This is a genomic window from Paenibacillus intestini (genome assembly GCF_030803945.1).
In the GTDB taxonomy this organism is placed as follows: Bacteria; Bacillota; Bacilli; order Paenibacillales; family Paenibacillaceae; genus Paenibacillus; species Paenibacillus polysaccharolyticus.
In genome coordinates this window covers 240817-261647 of sequence record NZ_JAURUN010000003.1, presented here as the reverse complement: position 1 = coordinate 261647, position 20831 = coordinate 240817, and the positions used below count along the sequence as shown (strand labels likewise).

The window sequence follows — 20831 nt, the reverse complement described above, 5'->3', positions numbered from 1 at the left end:
TTGGATAAACAAACAGCGCCCTTTTTGGAAGGGCGCCTGTTTGTTTATCCGGGTTATTTTTTCATACCATAGATAGATTGTTTGGCCAGTACCTTCTACAACCCCTGCTTGATGCCAAAGGCGATCCATCTTCCATCAATATCCTCGATCACAAATTCTTTGTTATTATAATCAGAATGATGGAAGGAACGAACAATCGTTACACCCGCATCGATCAACTCTTGTTCGAGTTCTTCCTGCTGTTTCGTAATGAAATAGGCATCGTATCCGTAGCCATACAGTTCTCTATTCGGAATCACCTTTTGTCCATTGCTTTGGGTTAAAATAATCTCGGTAGAATCACGGTACAGACAGACATGCGGCTCTGCGACATCCAAGTATTCAACGACACGAAATTTTAATTTTTCTTCATAAAATGCAGCCGTTCTCCTCATATCAAGGGTTGGGAACACACTGTGGGACTCTAATAATTCTGGCTTCATAATACTAATCTCCTTCATCCTAATTGTTCTTAAACCTGATTACGCCTGTTATGTAATCACTCGAATAAATATGACACTATTGCCATATTAACATTGGAGGTGTAAAATAGAATATTGTTTTGTCTCCATCGTATGTAATACTAATGTCAAAGTCTGTTCATATCATACAATAACTTCATACAAGACAGGAATGGTTACGTGAAAGAAAAAATTGTAATGCCACTCTGGACATGTTGTCTGTTCATCGTGGTCATGAACACAACCATGTTTAATGTTTCGTTGCCTGTCATTATCCGTGATCTTCAGATCACTTCTGACCTGGGCTCCTGGGTTATCTCCAGTTATTCTATCGGATATGCCTTGTCTACCGTAATTTACAGCCGCTTGTCTGACCGAATTCCGGTACGTAAGCTGGTCACCGTTGGGCTCTTGATTCTCGGTTGCTCGTCCGTACTTGGTCTGTTCGCACATAACTTTGCCTTGTTGCTCACGACGCGTATTCTGCAATCTGCAGGGGCCGGAGTTATGGCTGGACTCGGTCTGGTCATTGCAAGCCGATACATTCCGGTGGAACGACGTGGTGCAGCTCTGGCTCTCATCTCATCAGGTAGCGCAATGGCTTTTGGTCTTGGTCCCATTGTTGGCGGACTGATCAGCGAGTACATGGGCTGGAACGGATTGTTTGCGATTACGGTGCTGGTGCTACTGGCCCTGCCGGTATTGCTCTATTTTTTACCACGGGAGACCGTGAACAAAGAACAGCCATTTGACCTTACAGGCGCACTACTCACCATTGTTAATGCAACCACCTTGCTGGTAGCCATCACACAGCGGTCATGGATATGGCTTGTCATCGGCATAGTCTCTCTGGCTACTCATATTCTGTATATTCGCAAAGCAAGGTTGCCTTTTGTGAACCCACAGGTATTTCGGACACCGGGTTTCACCAGGCTTATTATCATTGGGTTCTGCGTACTCGTGGTTAATCTCGGAAATCTGTTCCTTATGCCGTTAGTGCTTGCGGATCTGTACCATCGCTCTGCTCTTGCCATCGGTTTGCTCATTGCCCCCGGAGCGATCATCTCGGCATTTTGTACCCGTTATGTCGGTCGCTGGATAGATCGGTATGGCAATATGCGGTTTATGCTGATCGGGCAGTGTATGCTGGCGGCAGTTCTGGTGTTGTTTATGCTTGGACTTGACCAGTCTGCCCTGATCATTACAGGCGGTTACGTGTTCTTCTCGCCAGCACTATCAGCCTCCATGGCCTCCCTGAATAACGAAGCTTCACGTGTACTGCCTAGAAACCAGATTGGTTCTGGCATGGGCTTGCTGCAGCTGATCCAGTTCTTTGGTGGTTCAGTGTCTGTCGCCGTGTGTGGTTTGCTTCTGCACGCCATACCCGGAGTAACGCTACAAGAAGCTTATCATGTAGTATACGGCTGCCTGCTGGTCGTATGTCTCATTTCGCTTGGACTGACGTTATGGCATAGTAAAGCTGCTTCAGTTTCTAATCGTGATTTAACCTCTGTACCCTCGGGTCGCTAATGAAGCGTGCTCCTGTCGTCGGAGTGTACCGCTAAAATTACAAGTTCAACTTATGTAAAAAAGGCTCGCACCTGTTTGCGAGCCTTTTGCTTATTTTGCTTTCTCTAATACAAACCCTACGCTTGCGGTGGCCGTACCTGGAGAAGGGCCACAAATGACTGAAATTGGGCAGCAAGCAGCTTCACATTTTCCTCCATCAACTGCTGTGCCTCTTCCATCGTCTCGGCTTCACTCTCCGCATCTTCACGCACCATCGCCAGTTCATGCTCCATCACCAGTACAGAAGGGGACACTTTGTTCTCCCGATAATCGAGCAAGTAGTTGTTGCCGCTGCTGACACTCCACGCAATCGGAATAATTCGCCGGGGATCAGGATTGACCTCGTCCACCAACGCAGCATTATTGACGATAAACTGATCATCCAGTGCATGAAAACGAATGTCCCAATCTTCCGTCTCTGTGCCCTGGATCAGATCAAAGGAAGCATCGCCGTGTAGCTGAATAAAGTCCAGATAGTCCTGTGGAAAAACAATACCATAATGAGACTGAATACGCGTCACACTTGCACGATCATTCTGGTCATTCATCCCTATTCGCCCTCTCTAAGCTTGATCAGTTTTTCGCTTCAAGTGCCGCTTTCCAAGCTTCAGCAATATCAACTGGCGTTTTACTGCTTTTCTTTCCGCTACCTTCCTTCGTCCAGAGCGGAGGAAAATAAGCAAACACTTGGCCTTTGTCCAGTTGCACCATATCTTCCTGCCAGCCTTTCCAGCGAAACGTTTCGTAAAATAATTGCAGATCACCCTCAGCCAGCCAAGTCATAAACTCGGAGTACGAGAGCTCCGTTGATTCCCACTCCAAGGCATCCGGTGCAAAATAATAAATCTGTCCCGAGCCATCGAACTTCCCGGTATCCAGAGCAAAAAAACCTCCAGCCACATCATAGGCCACGACCATCATGCCCGGCAATGCCTCTACAGCAGGTTCAGCACTCAAGCCATTCCAGCTGGCCAGACTGCCATATACACTCTCACCGCCTGCGCCCAGCAACGTAATCCATCCATAATCCACCACCATGCCCTCCGTCTCATAGGCGACAGCCCCCAGATAGGAACGCCTGCTCACTTGGAGCTGGTGCAGCGTATTCTTGCCCATCTCCGGCTTTGCCGGAACATAGGTATATGTATTTCCCCCCTGATCCATAAGCGCTTTAAGCTCCGGCCAGGCGTGATTTTCCCGATCGATTAATTCATCAGCAGACAGATTATTCATCATTCCACAACTCCTCTCCATTTCATGACTTTTCCAAGCATATCATGGCTTATTCTACCATTCAAATCTGATATAATTAGCTTTCAGATTGTAATTAAAGGAGGAATATCCTTGTTTCGTTTCATCCTGCTCCCTGCTCTAATCCTCACGTTGTTCACATCTTCGGGCTGCCAGGATTGAGCCTTCTCTATTCCTCAACAACCAGATGTCCGAACCGAAACGAATGATCAGACCATCTATTATATTTCACCACAGGGAAACGATAAGAATCCCGGAACCGTCCATTCTCCATGGAAGACGATTCAGTATGCAGCGGATCATGCTTCTCCCGGTAGTACGATCTATCTGCGCCAAGGCGTCTACCCCCAGAAAGTCAAAATAACCCGTAGCGGGCTTTCTTCAGGCAAACCTACGCTAATCTCCAGTTATCCTGGAGAGAAAGCAATTCTCGATGGCAAGAAATTATCTGTACGCGGCGTCGAAGGCATGGTCGAACTGGACAATGTCAGCCATGTTACGATCTCAAATCTGGAGATTCGTGGCTTCTCCACCACTCAGACGGGACAAGTCCCTGTCGGCATTTATGTACATGGAGCAGGGGAGAACGTGCAGCTTCTCGGCAACCAAATTCATGCCATAGCTAGCCGGGCAACGCCAAAAGGCGATGAACTGCAAGGCAGAGATGCACACGGAATCGCCATCTATGGCACAGAGCATCCAAAGGCCCTACGCGATATCATCATTAAAGATAACGAATTATATGACCTCGTGTTAGGTTCCAGCGAATCACTTGCGGTTAACGGCAATGTTGACACCTTCGCCATTATAAACAATACCATCCATGATACGGACAACATCGGTATTGATCTGATTGGATATGAGGGCATTTCAGAGGATGACACGTATGATCGGGCGAGAAACGGCATCGTTCGCGGCAACACCATCTACAACATCACATCAACCCGCAATCCATCTTACGGGCTTCCACTTCCGAATAAAAGTAATTCGGCCGGAGCGATCTATGTAGACGGCGGCACCCATCACATCATCGATCGCAACAAAGTATACCGGAATGATATCGGAATCGAGATAGCTTCGGAGCACGCCGGTCGTTCCACCAGCAACATCACCGTTCGTGATAACCTGATCTATGCCAATCGACTAACCGGTATTGCTATAGGAGGTTATGACGAAGAGCGGGGCGCAACGGAAAACAGCCAGATCATGTACAATACACTCGCACACAATGATACGTTAAACGCAGGCAACGGACAGCTCCTGATCCAGTCACATACCCAAAATAACACCTTCACCCGTAATATTGTTGCCGCTGGCAGCTCAGACGTGTTGATCTACAACGAGTACACAAGCAATACAGGCAATGTGTTCGACCACAACCTTTATTACGTTAACGGCGAGGCGCAGGATGCCCTTTGGGTTTGGAAAAATAAAGGCTATTCCGGTTTTACAGCGTACCAACAAGGAACAGGCAATGACACACACTCACGCTACGTCAATCCAGCGTTTGTGAACAGCTCAAAAGGAGATTATCGCCTGCGAACAGGCTCTCCAGCCAAAGCTTACGGCTATCTGGCCCCGAGATAGACGTTGTCTTACTTTTCTGACCATCGTCTATACTAATAAACAAACGGATCAAGTAAGCAAAGATTCTCTGCCTGCTGATCCGTTTTTATGATGCTTAGCCCGGCTTAACGCCGGACCAAACTAGCGGCATGGGTTACCCTATTTCGCCCGCCCGTCTTGGATGCATAGAGTGCATCATCTGCCTTTTGAAACACAGACAGCTCCGTATCTGCTGCCGAGATCGTTGCCGCGCCGATGCTCACCGTAACGCGATATTCCCCCCAATCCGCAGAAGCTACTTGTGACCGATATCGTTCTGCGATGCTGATGGCTTGTTCCTCTCCGCAATTTGCCAGAATGATCACAAACTCCTCACCACCGTAACGTGCCACCACATCGACCTCACGCGAAATGGATAGTAATAGAGTAGCCAAGTTACCCAGTACCAGATCACCGATAGGATGTCCGTAGGTGTCGTTAATGCTTTTGAAGTGGTCAATATCCATCACAAGCAGGGAGAATTCACGCTGTTCCTCATGATAAAGAGATAGATGATGAGCCATTTTTTCCTGGAAAAACCGACGGTTTTTGAGACCTGTCAGCAAGTCCGTAGACGCCATCAATTCCAATTGTTCATTGACTTTAATCAGCGCCTGCTCTTTGATTTTGTATTCTTCATGCAGACGCTCCAGCTCTTGGTTCGCCTCTTGTGTTGCCTGATATAACTCCTGCAGCTTGGTCTTGGTATTTAAAATGTCCTTTTCATGCTCAATCCGTTTACGCATAATGACGACTACACAGTCCACTATATGTTGCCCGTCCCGCATCTGACGCACCCCGTTGAGCAACACCGGGACGTCTTCCTGGTCACGATTGCGAAACGAAAAATACATCTCGTCCACATGACCATACAACTGAATATACGGATAGAAATACGTATGAAAAAACACTTTATTGGTGACGGACATCACGGATTCAATATGTTTGCCCATCAATTCATCCCGTTCACGCCCAATCATGTCCAGTAACGTTTGATTTACCGACATAATGACGCCCGAATCCGATATTGAAAAATATCCACAAGGTGCCGTATCTAATTGAATGTCCATAAAAACAGCCTTTCCTCTATACGTTATGCACTAGCCAGATAATCTTTAATTAATCGAATCGTCTCGCCGGGTTCACTCAGATGAGGGTAATGTCCTCTGGCATTCATCTGAGTGAGCCTGCTGTTCTTCAGATGGGAATGCAAATAATCTCCCACTTCTACAGGAGCGATACTATCATCTGAGCACTGCAGAATCAAGGTAGGCACCGACACCAGATCCAGTTCGATCCGGCAATCAGACAGGAATGTAACTTCGGCAAATTGCCGGGCGATGTGCGGATCACGGGAGCAAAAGCTCTTTTCCAACTCTTCCGTTAGATGCTTGCGTTCCGGGTTCTGCATCACGATAGGGGCCAGATAACTTGCCCAGCCGATAAAGTTTAATTGCATCATCTCCAGCAGTTCATCTATATCCCGCCGCTCAAATCCACCATAATAATGGGGCAGATCATTCAAATAACGCGGAGAAGGCCCCAGCATAACGATATTTTTGAAGAAATGTGGTGCCTGAATGGAGGCAAGCATACCAATCATACTGCTGACGGAATGCCCGACAAAGATGACATCCCGAAGTTCCAGCACTTCCATAATCTCAAGTACATCCTGGGCATAGCCATGAAGATCATTATATTTAAGCGCATCATAATAGTTAATTTGGGACTCCCCGGAGCCTACATAATCAAAGAGAACAACCCGGTACTGTTCAAAAAAAGCAGGCACAATATGTCGCCACATATCCTGATCACACCCAAAGCCGTGCGCAAACATAATCGTCTGACTGCCTGTACCAAGTACATTTACATTGTTGCGTACAAGGACATCAACCGTCATCTCACTCACCTCTCAGAGAGATTATAATTTTAATTTATCAGAGTATTATATCGGAAAATGTTGGAATTAGGGTTAAAAATGTTAATATTTTTACTCTGTTAAATATAAAATAGTTGTTTCAAATTGAAAAAACACCTTTACAACCTGACTATCGTCAGATAAAATCAACCATCATATCGCGCGATATTAGAACATATTTTGGAGGAATATCATGAACACCCTAACATCAGACATATCACCGCAGAAACTTTGGGGAAAATCGTTTATCTTTATCATGCTGGCCAATGCACTTTTGTTTATGGCCTTTGAAATGTTGCTCCCCACCTTACCTTTATTCGTTTCCAGCTTGGGAGGAAATGCTTCAAAGATCGGGCTTGTAACCGGCATTTTTATGTTTTCAGCCATATTAGTTCGACCTTTCACTTCCGTTTTGGCAACAAAGATGGACAAAAAGTACCTCTTGATTATTGGCATCGCCATCTGTGCATTAGCTACTGGCGCATACTACCTCTCGTCAGGTATAGGAATAATTCTTGTACTACGTGTAATCCACGGATTCGGTTTTGGTCTGGCAACGACTTATTTTGCAACAATTGCTACGGAAAACATTCCGAAAAGCCTACGTGGGGAAGGCATGGGATATTTCGGAGTTGGAGAAACCGTCGCTATATCTGTTGGTCCATTGATTGGAACAAGCCTGCTCCTTCAATACAACTACCAGAGCCTGTTCTTGGGCGGAATGTGTATCTTGTTATTGGCACTTCTGATGACCGTTTTTGTATCCAGAAACTCTCAGAGGGAGTCTGAGGACAAATCTTCCGTTCATCCTGCCACTTCCGTAAAACTTATTGAGAAAAAGGTATTATTTCCTTCATTGCTCATCCTGATGGTTGGCGTTGCGGCCGGTTCGATCATGTCTTTTGTCGCTTTGTTTGCTGCGGAGAAGGGGTTCAGCAATATTGCCTGGTTTTTCTTTATTGTGGCGATTGCCAGCTTTGTCGTCAGACTATTCTCAGGAACTATGTTTGATCGCCTAGGTCCAGGGTCCGTACTTCTTCCTTCAGCATTTTTCGCGATCGCCGGGCTCCTCGTTCTGATCATCTCACAGAACCAGATCCATTTTCTGATTGCTGGCGCACTGTACGGTTTTGGGTTTGGTGCCATTTTCCCCGCCATCCAAACATGGTGTGTCAATCTCGTGGAAGAACATGAGCATGAAAGTGCAATGGCTTCATTCTTTAATTTTTTTGACCTCGGCATCGGCGGCGGCTCTTTGGTTCTGGGTCTGGTGGCATCTGCATTCTCCTACACGGTAGTGTATACTATCTCTATCGCTGTTTTAGTGATATACATCTTGTTATATTCGGTATACGCTCTAAAGCAGAAGCAGTTCGAAGACCGATCACTGGGGGTACACATTGAGTAAAAAACGAATTAAAGAGATTGCGATTCAGCATTTTAATCGTTTTGGTTATGAAGGGACCAAGATGGCACAAATTGCCGAAGAAGCCGGTATCCGTAAACAATCACTGGCTTATCATTATTCTTCCAAAAAGGACTTGTTGCTGGAAGTATATGAGGAAGTTGTGCAAGAGGAGCAACAGTTTGTACAAGATTTCTTGGGAATTTCCACTGCAGGAGATACGCTGGAGCAGAGATTATATGCCTTTTTGCTCGAACATAAAAATCGCTTCCTTACTCAGCCCAATGTAGCCTTTATGTACATTCTGTCCTTTATGGCGCCGCTAGAAGTGAATGATTTTGTTTTGGCTCAATACCGGACATATCTCGGCACCTTAAAAAAAGAAGTAACCGCTTTGTTCGCAAGTCATGAGGGGATTCGTCTGAGCCCGGAAGAAGCAACGCTAGCTTTTGTCACTCTGATGGACGGTCTTGATATACAACTCGTGTACGAGACAAGGCAATCATATGAGCAAGCGATGGCTATTACCTGGAATGTGTTCTGGTCTGGCATCCAAAGCTAAAGCATTCCCCCTTCGTAACTATTACATGAGTCATAACAAACTGATTAGGAGGAAGGCATATCATGCAATCACTGAATGCGGCCTTAACCCGTTTCGTAGAACAACAAGACTTATATAATGAAACCTACGGACTTTTTCAAAATCACGATCTTCGCCCTCGGGTGCTTCCAGTTCAGCCAGAAGTGGACAAGCGTATTTCCCTTTCGCCGGAGCTTGAGTACCTCTATAGTCACTACGAGATGGTAGACGCTCAAGCCGAAGGAACACTGAAAATGAAAAGCGCAGCTGTCGAAATCGGCGATGCCGCTCTGCTCTTTTTCGTCGCTCCCGAGCATCTGCATCGCCAGCAGCTGGGATTTCGCTGGGTCGGTATGCAGGAACCTTACAAGGAATCCGATTCTTGGTCACCCAATCATATTGTCATTGCCAATGTGAATGATGATCCGATCATCGTTGACGTAGAAGCTTCCCATTCTCCTGTCTACGCTGCCTTTGAGGGTGGAGAACCAAAACGAGTTGCGGATTCCCTAGCCGACTTTTGTACCGCGCTTGCCATCCTGATTGAAAGCGCGTGTTCATTTTCAGGAGAAGTGAAGGACGAAGAAACTTACGAAACCAAACCTGAATATCTTGTCCAGGTGCAGCCAAAATTAAGGGAACTGCTCGGAGAAGTACATACAAAACACCTTATCGAGTATCTATCTTTATGAAGTATATGAGAATGAGGAAGAGAATTGGGATGGTTTTATAGACAATAAGGAACTAAAAAAACTCCCCTTACAGTAACAGTTTTACAATTTAGCTGTGTTCCACTTGGGGAGTCGTATATCAGGCTTTACTGTGAAGAGTGATTAAATAACCATCGGGGTCAGCAAATGTGAAGGTGCGCCCGAATGGTCCGTCGATTGGCGCGGATGTAATTCTTACACCTGCTGCGAGAAGCTTGTCGTGGATGGCTTGTGCATCAGGGGCATGCAGCCACAGAGCGACACCAAGCCCAGGCTGCGTGTCTGCACCAAGTTTTACTCCTGGCATAAGATCACGAAGAGCAAACGCGATGGGCTTTGTTTCAAAAACGACTGCATGAGGCGGTCCAGCTTGTGAACGGACCAGACCAAGATGATTTTGATAAAATGTTGCCGAGCTTTCAAGATTGGTCACCTGAAGTGAAATGAAATCGGGTCCAATGACTGACATATGAATAACGTCCTCCTTTATATTGGGTTAATCAAAGATTGCTAAGATCTTATACATAACCTCGCTTGCTTGATATGTATCTTGATTATAAAGACCCTCTCTTGCCAACAGTATGTCAGTAGCGTTTTTCATTTTTAAAAATTTTCAAGTGGTTGGGGGATGTATACATGATCTACGTTGCTTTGCTACGGGGTATTAATGTGGGCGGCAATAACAAAATCGGGATGAAACAGCTGAAAGAAACGTTTGAACAGGCTGGTATGCAAGAGGTAGTGACTTACATCAATTCTGGCAATATCATCTTTGCCGATGATCAGGTACGAAGCGATGCCCATGCTGAAATATCTGCAATTCTGGAACAGGCCATTGCTGCGGATTTTGGCTTACAGATTAAAGTTCTCGTGCGTGACATGGATGAGATCACATCTGTCATGCAGGCACTGCCTTCCGGTTGGACCAATGATGATCAGGCCAAAAGTGATGTTTTCTTTTTGTGGGAGGAAATTAACGATGTCGATATTCTGGAGAAGCTGCCTCTGAAACCCGGTGTAGGCGAGCTTATTTATGTACCTGGTGCGCTCCTGTATTCAGTTGGTCGAGAGGAAGCAACACGGAGCGGCATGAATAAACTTGCAAGCTCGAAGATTTATTCGTACATGACGGTTAGAAACGTTAATACGACGCGTAAAATTTATGCGCTTATGCAAGCCGCTGCTGAAAAATAAAACCAGCATTCCTGTTCAGGAACAGACTCCTTTCATGTACTTGCTCCACCAATCGTCTCAAGGGAATTCGTTCCTGCCTGCGGAACATGAAACATGTATTACATAAAAAGGACTTAACATCAGTTCTCTGATGTTAAGTCCTTTTGCATACCTTTTGCATTTCATTTTACGTCTTAAATCCTATCTTGCATTCCTAAGAATGACTATGCTTATGCCTTCATCAGTCAATCTGAATACGTCTGCGTGTCTGTTCATCATCTGGACGTTTCGGAATATCCAGCTTCAGCACACCATTTTCCAGCCGTGCCTTGATATTCTCTTCGTCAATATGATCCACGTAGAAACGGCGGACAAATTCCCCGGCACGACGTTCTTGACGAATCATTCGATTATCGTCGTCCTTTTGCTCAACCAGTTCATTACGTTTGGCGCGAATGACGAGTTCATTGCCTTGCACCTGAATATCAATGTCTTCTTTGGCAAAGCCAGGCAATTCGGCTTCGACCAGATATTTGCCGTTTTCCTCACGAATGTCGGTACGGAATGGTTGCATACTGCTTCCAAACGAAGAGAGGAATGAAGTGTCAACCATGTCATGGAAGGATTTCAGCATCTGTCCGAACGGGTCATCATTTCTTCTGCGAAATGGAATCAGATCAAACATGAACATCATCTCCTTAAATGTGGTTGGGTTTGTTGTTGCTTACATCTATTATTGTATTCATGATGCTACGATGGTTCAAAGCCGATAAAATGCGATTTAAGGCAATAATCTGCGATTTTGGTTAAATACATTAACATAGATCGTTGTATCATTTATTTTGACCAAATCTGACCTTTTGACTTTGTCTGACCAATTTTTGATACTTCACCGCAACTCACTGCGTATTGATCTCCTGTCCAGAAGTCGCTAATCTTTTCCTCTTGCTTGCTCCCCCAAACTGTAGTACTGCTAATAAAACGGCTAAACCTACCGCAACAAAGCCTGCCCAATTCAATGCCAGAACCGATGAACGGCTGATCACAATCCCGCCCAACCCGGAACCCAGTGCAAAGCCAAATTGGATAAATGACGTATTCAAACTTAGCGCAATGTCCGGACTACGAGGGGCTAACGTCACCAGATATAATTGCTGGGCAGGAGAGATGCTCCATGTAGCCAACATAAATATCATCAGAACCAGGATCAGCAAGATCAGATGTGCACCCGTCACAGCAAATAACAGAAGCGTCAGACCTTGCAACACCAACCCAAGAAAAATGGTGAACTTCGATCCTCTGGCATCCGCCAGTTGTCCGCCCAATTTGGAACCCATAAAACTACAGATCCCTGCCAAAAACAAGATCAGGCTAATTTCGGTCATGGTAAGGGACGAAGTCGTTTGCAAAAACGGCGTAATATACGTGAACAAAGTTGCGTAACCGCCCACATATAACAGTGACATCATCAATGCGATTATAATCGATTTGTTTTTCAGCAACGAGAGCTGCATGTTCACGGTTACCTTCTCTTGCTCGCGGATGGAAGGAACCTTTTGATAGATAATCAAAAATGGAATAACACTGAGCAGACCTATGACAATAAATAACATTCTCCATCCAAACATTTCACTGAAAAATGTACCGATCGGCACACCAAGCACAAGTGAGCTGCTTAATCCCATTAGAATAATCCCAATCGCATTACCACGCTTTTCATTCTCCACAAGCCTTGTTGCTGCCGCCATCGCAACGACCGTTGTCATGCCACCGCTCGCTCCCTGAATGATACGTATCCAGATCATCGCCTCATACGAGAGATTCAACATCATGATGCCATTGCTGGCAATAAATACCCCAAAGGTTAGGAGCAATAGTTTCCTTCGGTCAGCATTAATGGTTACGGCGATCAAAATAGGTGCAACAATAGCTGCTGCAAGAGCAAATACCGTGACAAGCAAGCCCGCTTCCGCCGTAGATACGCCAAGATCGGCGGCCATCATCTCAATAATTCCGGTGATAATGTATTCAATGGTGCCGATTAGAAACACAGCCAGTGCCAGAATATAAATCGTTCCTTTATTTTTCAACCCTTCTCACTCCATCTTCTATATGTTCATTTTCACTTAAGCCTTCTAGTTACCTGCACGTGATAGGAATCTGAATCTCGATGTACTGTGCATCCTGTTCAGGAGATAAGGGCAAATAGTATTCTCTGCCCGGCTCATTCTCTTTGATCTGGTAGTTGTTTTTCTCGATCCACCGTGCTAAATGCACACAGGCTGCCCCATCAAATGTGGAATGCGAATGAAACGCCATAGAGGCGACCATCGGTTCCGGCGGTAGATTCCTGATCTGAAACGGCTCAGTAACTGCAGGAGGCTGACCCGTTAAGAAGTAACCGACTTCGTACTCGAATTCATCCTCTTTTCCATCCACCTCTCGCCACAACACAACCTGTGGTCCCTGAATCCATTGGCGCAGGTCTTTGGTTAGCAGTGAATCCAGATGACCCAGCAGTTCCGGAATACGCTCTTCTCCCCCGTTTCCAGTAAAGAACAGGAAGGTCTGAGCAGCCTCGGCTTTAATTCGGATCTCCTGGCCTGTCTCCCATAGTCCTTCGCTTTCCATAAGCTGGATGCGTTCTTCAATGCGGACAAGCCTGGCTTGTTCCATATCAATCATTTGCTGAATCTCACTTCGCTTCAGTCTCAACATGCCCTGAATCTGTTCATGCGAGATGTCTTCCTTCACTAGCTGCGTGATCTGCGGCAGTGTAAAGCCCAATTCCTTGTAGATCAGAATCCGGTTAAGTTCGAGCAACTGATCTGCGGAATAATATCGGTAGCCTGTGTCCTCGTCTACTTTACGCGGCTTGAGGATACCGATCTGGTCGTAATAGCGCAGCGTTTTTAAAGAAAGCTTGCTGAGTTTGGCAAACGTACTGATTTTGAACAATATATCATCTCCAATCCATTAGCTTAACGTGAGTATACAGTCTCCCGTGCAGGGGAAAGTCAAGGGTAGCATGCTAGAGAACATAAAGTCAGAGTTATGTAATCAATTCTTAAGGCAATATAAAAAGAACAGGAGCATGGATCCCCTGTCCTTCCTTCTCATTTTAAGTTAATTGCTGTCATTTTTCTTAACTTAATTTTTGTGGTTTTTCACTTACTCCCAGAAGAAACGGCCTGCAAGCACTTTTTCGTTCAACAGTTTGTACGTCTCTTCAGGCAATTCTTGCTTCATCTTCGCGTTCACAGCTTCTTTGCCTTGATTATACTGGGAGGACATGCCGATCTCGGCAGTTGTGTTATTCGCATCCAGGCGCATGACCGGTGCTTTGGCATTTTTCGTCCATGGCGTCCATGCAGCAAGTTCAGACGTTCCGCCCGTACCTGGCTTGCCCGTATACAGGAACTGCTTCAGGTAAGCTGCCATCGCAGCAGACAGTTGCTCACGTCCCGGCTTGTTGGCATCACTGAAATAACCTTCAGGGAAGTAAGCCGCAATACCTGCTGCTTTTCCTGTATAGAAGTCCATATCGGCACCATGCGGAGCCCCTAACAAGGTACGCAAACGTTCAGAGATGACGCCAGGCTGGGTTCCCCATGCAAAACGATATGCATATACCGGCGGCTGACCCGCCGTACTGGTTAACTTTTCAGCAACTCGCTCCGCATTAAAGCCTGCGTACGCCTCGCTACCATATTTGATTGCAGCCGCATATTGAGCTGCTTTCGTCTGATCCGTAAACAATGTACCATCATTGATCGATGGAGCAAAGTTTGGATCACCGAAGGCAAAAGCAGAGAATTCCGTTTCCAAGCTGCCCAGCAATACAGGCACTTTCGTATATTTGCCACTGTTGATCGCATCAAAACCTTCTTTTGGAATGACCGTACCATCACGGAACAAATGCGGGAATGGCTGCATACGGATGGCCGTTGCGCCAAATACCGTCACCAGTTTATCCGCAGGCAATGCACGCAGATAAGTTTCCAGCTGTGCAGGTGTTTGCTTGCTGATCCAAGCTTTGGCTTCGCCTTCATTTGCAGCTTTACCTTCTTGCACAAGCAACTTCACGATAGCATCCTCGGATTTCTGCTGTCCTTCTTCAGGTGATGCCGTCGTCAAACCACCGCTGAACGCAATTGCTTTTTGATACAATCCCTTACTAAGCGGTGAGATAAGCGTTGCGAGAACATCACGTGCCCCGGCAGATTGACCCGCAAGTGTCACGTTTCCTGTATCGCCGCCAAAACCTGCAATATTATCCTGCACCCACGTTAATGCACGGAACGCATCCAACAAGCCATAGTTGCTGGAATCATCCAGAGCATTGCCTGTTTTCAGCGCAGCATTTTGGAAGAAACCTAGTGCTCCCAAACGGTAGTTCACCGAGATAATGATACTGTTTGTATTGCGTGCAAGCTGTTCTCCCTGGAAGTCCTTGCCTGATCCAGTCATATTGCCGCCGCCGTGCAGGAATACCATGACTGGTAGTTTTGTGCTGGTTGTATTCGGACGCCAGATGTTCAAATATAAGGAATCCTCACTACCCACTGTAGTTTTACCGGAAATTTGCAAGCTGTTTGCCGCGAACTCTTTGGCTTCTCTTGTGCCTGTCCAAGCCTTCGGTTCTTGTGGTGCTTTCCAGCGTAGTTCGCCTACCGGAGGCGCCGCATATGGAACGCCAAGCCAGCCAAGCGTGCCGTATTGATCATAGGCTTTACCATCAATGGCACCGTATTTTGTTTGTTGCAGCGTTTGAGGTTTAAACGCTCCCGCCTGTTTATGTTTGGACCAGAGTTGTTCGAGCGTACCTGTACCATTTTTGAGCTGAGCCTGCAAAGCCTGTGCCGTGGCTTCAGCCATTAAACGGTTGGTCAGTTGTGTCGTTCCTTTTCCTTGAAGGGATTGGATACCATGGCTTGCCGCAAATGCGGAAGCTTCTCCTGATGTGTAATCCGTGCCTGCTTCATAACCAAGAGCCTTGAGTAGCAAATCTGCATATTCCTCTGCTGTCAGTGGAGCATTAGGCGCAAAATGTTCCGTATCCGTGACCACACCAGCTAAATAAGGATGCTGCTTCAAGTATCCAACGACGGGTTGCAACACCTTGCCTGCCTGAGCGGCATCCGTATACGTTTCGGTTCCTTGATAGGCCAGAGCCTCTTTTTCCAGACCTGATAAACGCAAGTAAAGCACCGCGGCTTGAATACGTGTGGCATGTTTACTCAGGTAAGCAGCGTTCACGCCTTGCCCATTCCCGCGAATAAGCTCGGCTTTTACCAGTTTGTCCATAGCCGGGGACAAGGATGGAGCTGTATTCCCTGCTGCATAAGCGGGTAGACCCGATACACACATGCTCAGAATCGCTGCTACTGCAATAGAACGTTTCATTTTTTTCATTGGTTATTCTCCTCGCTGTCTAGTCGTGTATGATGGAAAAATAGTTTCGAAATATTGCACCGCTCGGTACAGTATTCCAAGGTTTGGATCATTCTATTTCTTGGTCTTGGAAGAACGGAAGAGCGGCCCTCCTTTCTGCTGACATGAACTGTTGTAACCCTTCGGTTATGACATTCAGGCGGATCATATATAAAAAAACCTGAATCAAAGGCACACAGACGTTGGATCACATCGTCTATTGCCCTCAATTCAGGTTTTGCCTGCAATACGTAACAACCCTGAGAATAATGAGGTGTGATATTGAATTATTGTCACTCTATATAAGTTAAACTAAAAATTTTACACAATCCACTCCGATGACAGAATAACCTTTCAATCGCTGTTATCCCCAGATTTTTTGGATTCCCTTTTCTAAAGGGGAAAATCCGGTGATAAGTATATGCTTCCGATGTAGCTTTCTTGCAGAAAGCTTTTAGGCGAACGCTTCGCTTTTCCAGGTTTTTTCTGCCCTCTTCGTTAACGTGTAAAAGAAATCATTCATCTTATATAGTAATACGCAATCAATCGCCTGATTTTCCAAACGAAGCGAATGAACTGGAACAGGTCTTGCCCTGAGATCGGTTACAATCCTGTTATTACCGTGATATTAGCATAGAATGAAAGCGCTAGCAATATCTTTTTAAAAAAAGTATCACTGCTTACAGTTCTCGGCTCATGCTATAAAAAAAACCATGAACAAATCCGGATGGATACATTCATGGTGTTACGTGCATGGTATTCTGTTACGATCAGGCAGTATTAGCTAACCTCTCAGTTATTGCTAGTACAGCAATTACAGCTATTGGAGCTTTTTCACTTGTTCAATCAAACTGTCCAGACCCTTATCCACCAGATACGGCCCATAGTTCCAGTAGTTCCTGGACACGTTGATAATTCGATTATGTTTGATCGCGGGAATGCTCTGATATACCGGTTCCTCGAACAGTTCCATCATCTGATCCATCTCTTCATCTTCCATCTGAGTGAAGAAGTAGTCGGCAGGCTTGTCTGCCAGTTTTTCCAAGGACAGTACTGTGCCGCCATCCGAATAGATTTTATACTGCTCAGGCATGGAGAAACCAAAATCTTCATAGATTAGCTTGCCCAACGTACCGCCCTCGCCGCCAAGCAATACCTCTTTATTGTAGATCACAAACGACATGGCTGTTGTGCCCGGTTTAATATTAATGTTCAGTTCACTGCGAATGCTCTTCAGTTTCGCTTCAAACTTCGCAATCCATTGCTCGGCTTCATCCTTACGATCCATAATATCCCCCATCGTTCTCAGGGTATTAATAACATCTGGATCACCGCCCCAGGCCACCGTAATCGTTGGTGCGATTTTGGCATACGTATCTACAATTTCCTTGCTTGTATAGTCCGGTACAATGATCACGTCTGGTTCCAGACCTGATATCATTTCAACGTTACCGTTGCCTGAGCCGATGTCCGGAACACCTGCCAGTTCTTCTGGATATTGCTCCAATGTTTCCGTGTTTGCACCTGCTGGCTTCATTCCGAGAGGTAACAGATATCCGCCATAGGTTATGATAACTGGTTTGGAAGGCTGCGCCGGAATCTCAACCTTTCTTCCTGTAGCATCTGTATACGTTCGAGTAGATTCCTGTACCGGTTCTGCACTCGTTGCAGGCTGTGACTGTTCAGTTCCCGCCCCGCATGCTGCGAGCAGCAGCGATAAACTAAATAATAAACTAACCGCCAATGTTGGCTTAAAACGAAGGTTCAACTCGTCCACGCTCCATGTGTTGTATTGATAATGATTATCGTTATTACCAATATAACTATCGATGACCCTGTCATCAATGAACGATTCAGACTTCTTATTCGTACGATTTGAACCTTTGATTCGATGACTGTGCATTTTATACTGTGCTGGCGTCTCACCTGTTATACGTTTGAAAATACGGCTAAAGTAGTACAAATCCTTGTAACCAACACTTTCAGCCACCTCCCGGATCTGTGCTTCTGTCTCGGTCAGCAAACGTTTCGCTCGCTTGATTCGAGTCTGAATGACATAGTCCATGGGACTGCATCCGTACTTGCGTTTGAATACCCTAGCCAGATAATGCGTGCTGTAATGAAAATGCGTAGCCATATTTTCCATGGAGATAGAATGAGCGTAGTGCTCCTGAATGTAAGCTTCAATCTGCTCCGCCAGCTCTAGCGATTCGACCTGCCGCTGACGTGCCATCTTCCACTGCCGAAATTGCTCGTACACAAATTGATAGAACAATCCTGTCACCTGCAACCGTTCCAGTTCATCACTAGACATCCAGAACTCCGCCATTTTTTCCACGATCGTAAGAAGCGTTAATGGATATGATGCTGCAAAATAATAAGGCTCTCCACCCTGAAACGCATTCACGCCTCGTATACTTCCATCTTCCGATGATTCAAGAGGTAACGGGGCTGATTGCGGTTTATATAGCAGTAAATAATAATCTAACGGTTGCTTCATACAACGAATCCGCAATGACGTACCTTTTTCACCATGCAGAATGAGTGTCTGATCCGATGTGAATCGGTTTATCCCGAATTGAATGTCTGCTTCGCCTTTACTTAGGATCAAAAAAGCCGGAGCCGGTAAAATGGTTGTCGATAACTCTTGTTCTGAATGCAATACGTTATGGCGGATATCGATCAGTTTCACTTGATTGTTATTCCACCACCGAATGGCTTCTGACCATTCTTTCATTTTGAACCACCTCAAAATGATCATTGGACTTTGGTTCCTGCATGTCCGATTTCATCCTTACCATACTAGAGTGCTCAACGTTTTGTCCAGTTTGTCTATTATGTAAGCTTTGACTTATAATCGTAATTTTTACAATTAATTAACCTAAAGCTAACGCTCGTTTAGCAATTGCCCTATACACTGGGTTCTGGGACTAACTATACATATTTATTAGGAGGATGTTCATGTTAAATCGCTTCAATACCCGTGCAGCCAAAATGATGCTCGCGGTCACCACCATTGTTACAGCTACGCTGGGAGGCAGTAGTGCAGCTTGGGCTGCGAAAGACGGTACTTCAACAACTTCTGCATCACCTATCAAAAATGTAATCATTCTTATTCCTGACGGTATGGCTAATGATGCTACTGCACTGGCTCGTTGGTATAAAGGTTCATCCCTGACCATTGATTCCATGGCAAGCGGCATGGTTCGTACACACTCTGCGGATGCGCCGATTGCGGACTCGGCTCCTGCAGGAACAGCCTTTGCAACAGGACATAAATCTCATACCGGTTTTGTCGGTGTTTTGCCGGACAAGGCTACCATGCCTGGACAAAAACCGATTGCAAAAGGCGACGAAAGGAAACCTGTTGCTTCCGTATTAGAAGCTTCCAAACTTGCGGGTAAAGCAACGGGTATTGTAGCTACCTCCGAAATTATGCATGCAACACCGGCAGACTTCTCTGCCCATTATCCTGACCGTAAAAACTACGATGCACTCAGCAAACAACAAGTCTTCAATGGCATCGATGTTGTACTGGGCGGCGGCAGTAAGTATCTGGAACCAGCTGGACGCAAAGACGGTAACAATCTCGTTGCCTCCATTAAAGCACTCGGCTACGATTATGTAACTACACCTGCGGCGATGAAAGCATCAACTTCCAACAAATTGTGGGGTATGTTCTCTCCTGCAGGCATGTCATACAACATGGATCGTGATCCAGCCAAGCAACCAAGTCTTGCTCAGATGACATCCAAAGCGATTGAAGTTCTCTCCAAAAACGAGGACGGTTTCTTCCTGATGGTCGAAGGCAGTAAAGTAGACTGGGCTGCTCATGCCAATGATCCGATTGGGATTATCAGTGACGTGCTCGCTTTTGATGATGCTGTAAAAGTAGCAATGGACTTCGCCAAAGCCGATGGGCAAACTGCTGTTGTAGCCGTATCTGACCATCAAAATGGTGGACTTACGATTGGTAATGCATCTACAACAGGCACGTATGACAAAGAGCCGTTGTCCACTTTTATCGGACCTTTGAAAAAGGCTAAATTGACAGGTGAAGGTGTAGAAGCGAAACTGGATGCGAAACGCACCAACATCAAAGCAGTCATGAAACAATACTACGGCATTTCCGATCTGACTTCCGATGAGGTTGCTGCAATTAAAGCCGCCGAGCCAGGTAGCCTGAACTATGTCGTAGGCCCAATGATCAGCAAACGTGCCGGTATCGGCTGGACAACTGGCGGACACACGGGCGGAGACGTTGTACTGTACACGTATGCTCCAAATAATGATCGTCCATTTGGTGTCATAGATAATACAGATGTAGCCAAATACATGGCACGTGTCCTCAATCTGGATCTGGAGAGTGTAAGCAAGCAACTGTTCGTACCTGCCAAACAGGCGTTTACAGCCAAAGGGGCCACATACAAACTGGATCTGACGGATGTTAAAAATCCGAAGATTCTCGTAACAAAAGACAACACCAAACTGGAGTTGCAAATCTACAAAAACATTGCACTCGTGAATGGCAAAAAGACAGCTCTTGAAGGTGTGATCGTGTATAACGGTGTAGAAGCTTTTGTACCGCAGGGCGCTGTAGATCTGATCCAATAAAAGCGGCATAGCGAATAAACAAACCCCCGAACACTGACGAGACGAACTTGTCAGGCTTGGGGGGTTGTTCTGA

At 45.8% G+C, this 20831-nt stretch carries 18 protein-coding genes; 7 read left to right on the top strand and 11 right to left on the bottom strand.

The window, feature by feature from the left end; translation table 11 throughout:
• Positions 1-95 precede the first annotated feature (95 nt).
• Complete coding sequence (locus tag J2T16_RS10495) at positions 96-482, bottom strand: VOC family protein (RefSeq protein ID WP_341181159.1); 387 nt, start codon at positions 480-482, stop codon at positions 96-98.
• 198 nt (positions 483-680) lie between these two features.
• Here J2T16_RS10495 and J2T16_RS10490 point away from each other — a divergent pair, with 198 nt between their 5' ends.
• Positions 681-2030 (top strand): MFS transporter, encoded by a 1350-nt coding sequence (locus tag J2T16_RS10490; protein ID WP_499018310.1) that lies wholly within the window; start codon positions 681-683, stop codon positions 2028-2030.
• A gap of 116 nt (positions 2031-2146) precedes the next feature.
• Here J2T16_RS10490 and J2T16_RS10485 read toward each other — a convergent pair whose 3' ends face one another.
• Positions 2147-2617 carry an SMI1/KNR4 family protein gene (locus tag J2T16_RS10485; protein ID WP_499018309.1) on the bottom strand — a complete coding sequence of 157 codons (471 nt, stop codon included), beginning with the start codon at positions 2615-2617 and terminating at the stop codon, positions 2147-2149.
• 25 nt (positions 2618-2642) lie between these two features.
• Positions 2643-3302, bottom strand: a complete 660-nt coding sequence (locus J2T16_RS10480) for a DUF2625 family protein (RefSeq protein WP_499018308.1) — start codon at positions 3300-3302, stop codon at positions 2643-2645.
• 189 nt (positions 3303-3491) lie between these two features.
• Here J2T16_RS10480 and J2T16_RS10475 point away from each other — a divergent pair, with 189 nt between their 5' ends.
• Entirely contained in the window at positions 3492-4907 is a 1416-nt protein-coding gene (locus J2T16_RS10475; RefSeq protein ID WP_499018469.1) for a right-handed parallel beta-helix repeat-containing protein, read from the top strand.
• A gap of 104 nt (positions 4908-5011) precedes the next feature.
• On the opposite strand, the gene J2T16_RS10470 is transcribed toward J2T16_RS10475, so the two are convergent.
• Positions 5012-5995: a sensor domain-containing diguanylate cyclase gene (locus J2T16_RS10470; RefSeq protein WP_499018307.1), complete on the bottom strand. Its 984-nt coding sequence runs from the start codon at positions 5993-5995 to the stop codon at positions 5012-5014.
• Between the two features lie 23 nt (positions 5996-6018).
• Positions 6019-6825 (bottom strand): alpha/beta fold hydrolase, encoded by an 807-nt coding sequence (locus J2T16_RS10465; protein ID WP_154957865.1) that lies wholly within the window; start codon positions 6823-6825, stop codon positions 6019-6021.
• 211 nt (positions 6826-7036) lie between these two features.
• Between J2T16_RS10465 and J2T16_RS10460 the strand changes: the two genes are divergently transcribed.
• The 3 genes from J2T16_RS10460 (at position 7037) to J2T16_RS10450 (ending at position 9520) form a co-directional block, all read left to right on the top strand.
• Positions 7037-8251 (top strand): MFS transporter, encoded by a 1215-nt coding sequence (locus tag J2T16_RS10460; protein WP_499018305.1) that lies wholly within the window; start codon positions 7037-7039, stop codon positions 8249-8251.
• Positions 8244-8810 carry a TetR/AcrR family transcriptional regulator gene (locus tag J2T16_RS10455; RefSeq protein WP_154887848.1) on the top strand — a complete coding sequence of 189 codons (567 nt, stop codon included), beginning with the start codon at positions 8244-8246 and terminating at the stop codon, positions 8808-8810. The genes J2T16_RS10460 and J2T16_RS10455 overlap by 8 nt, the downstream gene beginning before the upstream one ends.
• 62 nt (positions 8811-8872) lie before the next feature.
• Positions 8873-9520, top strand: coding sequence for a hypothetical protein (locus J2T16_RS10450; protein ID WP_499018304.1), 648 nt, complete (start codon positions 8873-8875; stop codon positions 9518-9520).
• Between the two features lie 118 nt (positions 9521-9638).
• Here the strand turns inward: J2T16_RS10450 and J2T16_RS10445 are convergent, their stop codons facing one another.
• The gene (locus J2T16_RS10445; protein ID WP_154983275.1) at positions 9639-10007 is read right to left on the bottom strand and encodes a VOC family protein; all 369 of its coding nucleotides are present in this window, start codon (positions 10005-10007) and stop codon (positions 9639-9641) included.
• Positions 10008-10174: 167 nt separating this feature from the next.
• On the opposite strand from J2T16_RS10445, the gene J2T16_RS10440 reads away from it, so the two are divergent.
• Positions 10175-10732 (top strand): DUF1697 domain-containing protein, encoded by a 558-nt coding sequence (locus tag J2T16_RS10440; RefSeq protein WP_221790251.1) that lies wholly within the window; start codon positions 10175-10177, stop codon positions 10730-10732.
• A gap of 220 nt (positions 10733-10952) precedes the next feature.
• On the opposite strand, the gene J2T16_RS10435 is transcribed toward J2T16_RS10440, so the two are convergent.
• The 5 genes from J2T16_RS10435 to J2T16_RS10415 form a co-directional block, all read right to left on the bottom strand.
• Complete coding sequence (locus tag J2T16_RS10435) at positions 10953-11396, bottom strand: Hsp20/alpha crystallin family protein (RefSeq protein ID WP_154887840.1); 444 nt, start codon at positions 11394-11396, stop codon at positions 10953-10955.
• 214 nt (positions 11397-11610) lie between these two features.
• Complete coding sequence (locus J2T16_RS10430; protein ID WP_221790253.1) at positions 11611-12801, bottom strand: MFS transporter; 1191 nt, start codon at positions 12799-12801, stop codon at positions 11611-11613.
• 49 nt (positions 12802-12850) lie between these two features.
• Positions 12851-13669 (bottom strand): MerR family transcriptional regulator, encoded by an 819-nt coding sequence (locus tag J2T16_RS10425; protein ID WP_221790255.1) that lies wholly within the window; start codon positions 13667-13669, stop codon positions 12851-12853.
• A gap of 213 nt (positions 13670-13882) precedes the next feature.
• Entirely contained in the window at positions 13883-16126 is a 2244-nt protein-coding gene (locus tag J2T16_RS10420; RefSeq protein ID WP_499018302.1) for a carboxylesterase/lipase family protein, read from the bottom strand.
• Between the two features lie 838 nt (positions 16127-16964).
• A complete protein-coding gene (locus J2T16_RS10415) occupies positions 16965-18881 on the bottom strand; it encodes an AraC family transcriptional regulator (RefSeq protein WP_499018301.1) in 1917 nt (638 codons plus the stop codon).
• A 257-nt stretch (positions 18882-19138) separates the two neighbouring features.
• Between J2T16_RS10415 and J2T16_RS10410 the strand changes: the two genes are divergently transcribed.
• Positions 19139-20758 carry an alkaline phosphatase gene (locus J2T16_RS10410; protein WP_418792767.1) on the top strand — a complete coding sequence of 540 codons (1620 nt, stop codon included), beginning with the start codon at positions 19139-19141 and terminating at the stop codon, positions 20756-20758.
• The last annotated feature ends 73 nt before the right edge of the window (positions 20759-20831 follow it).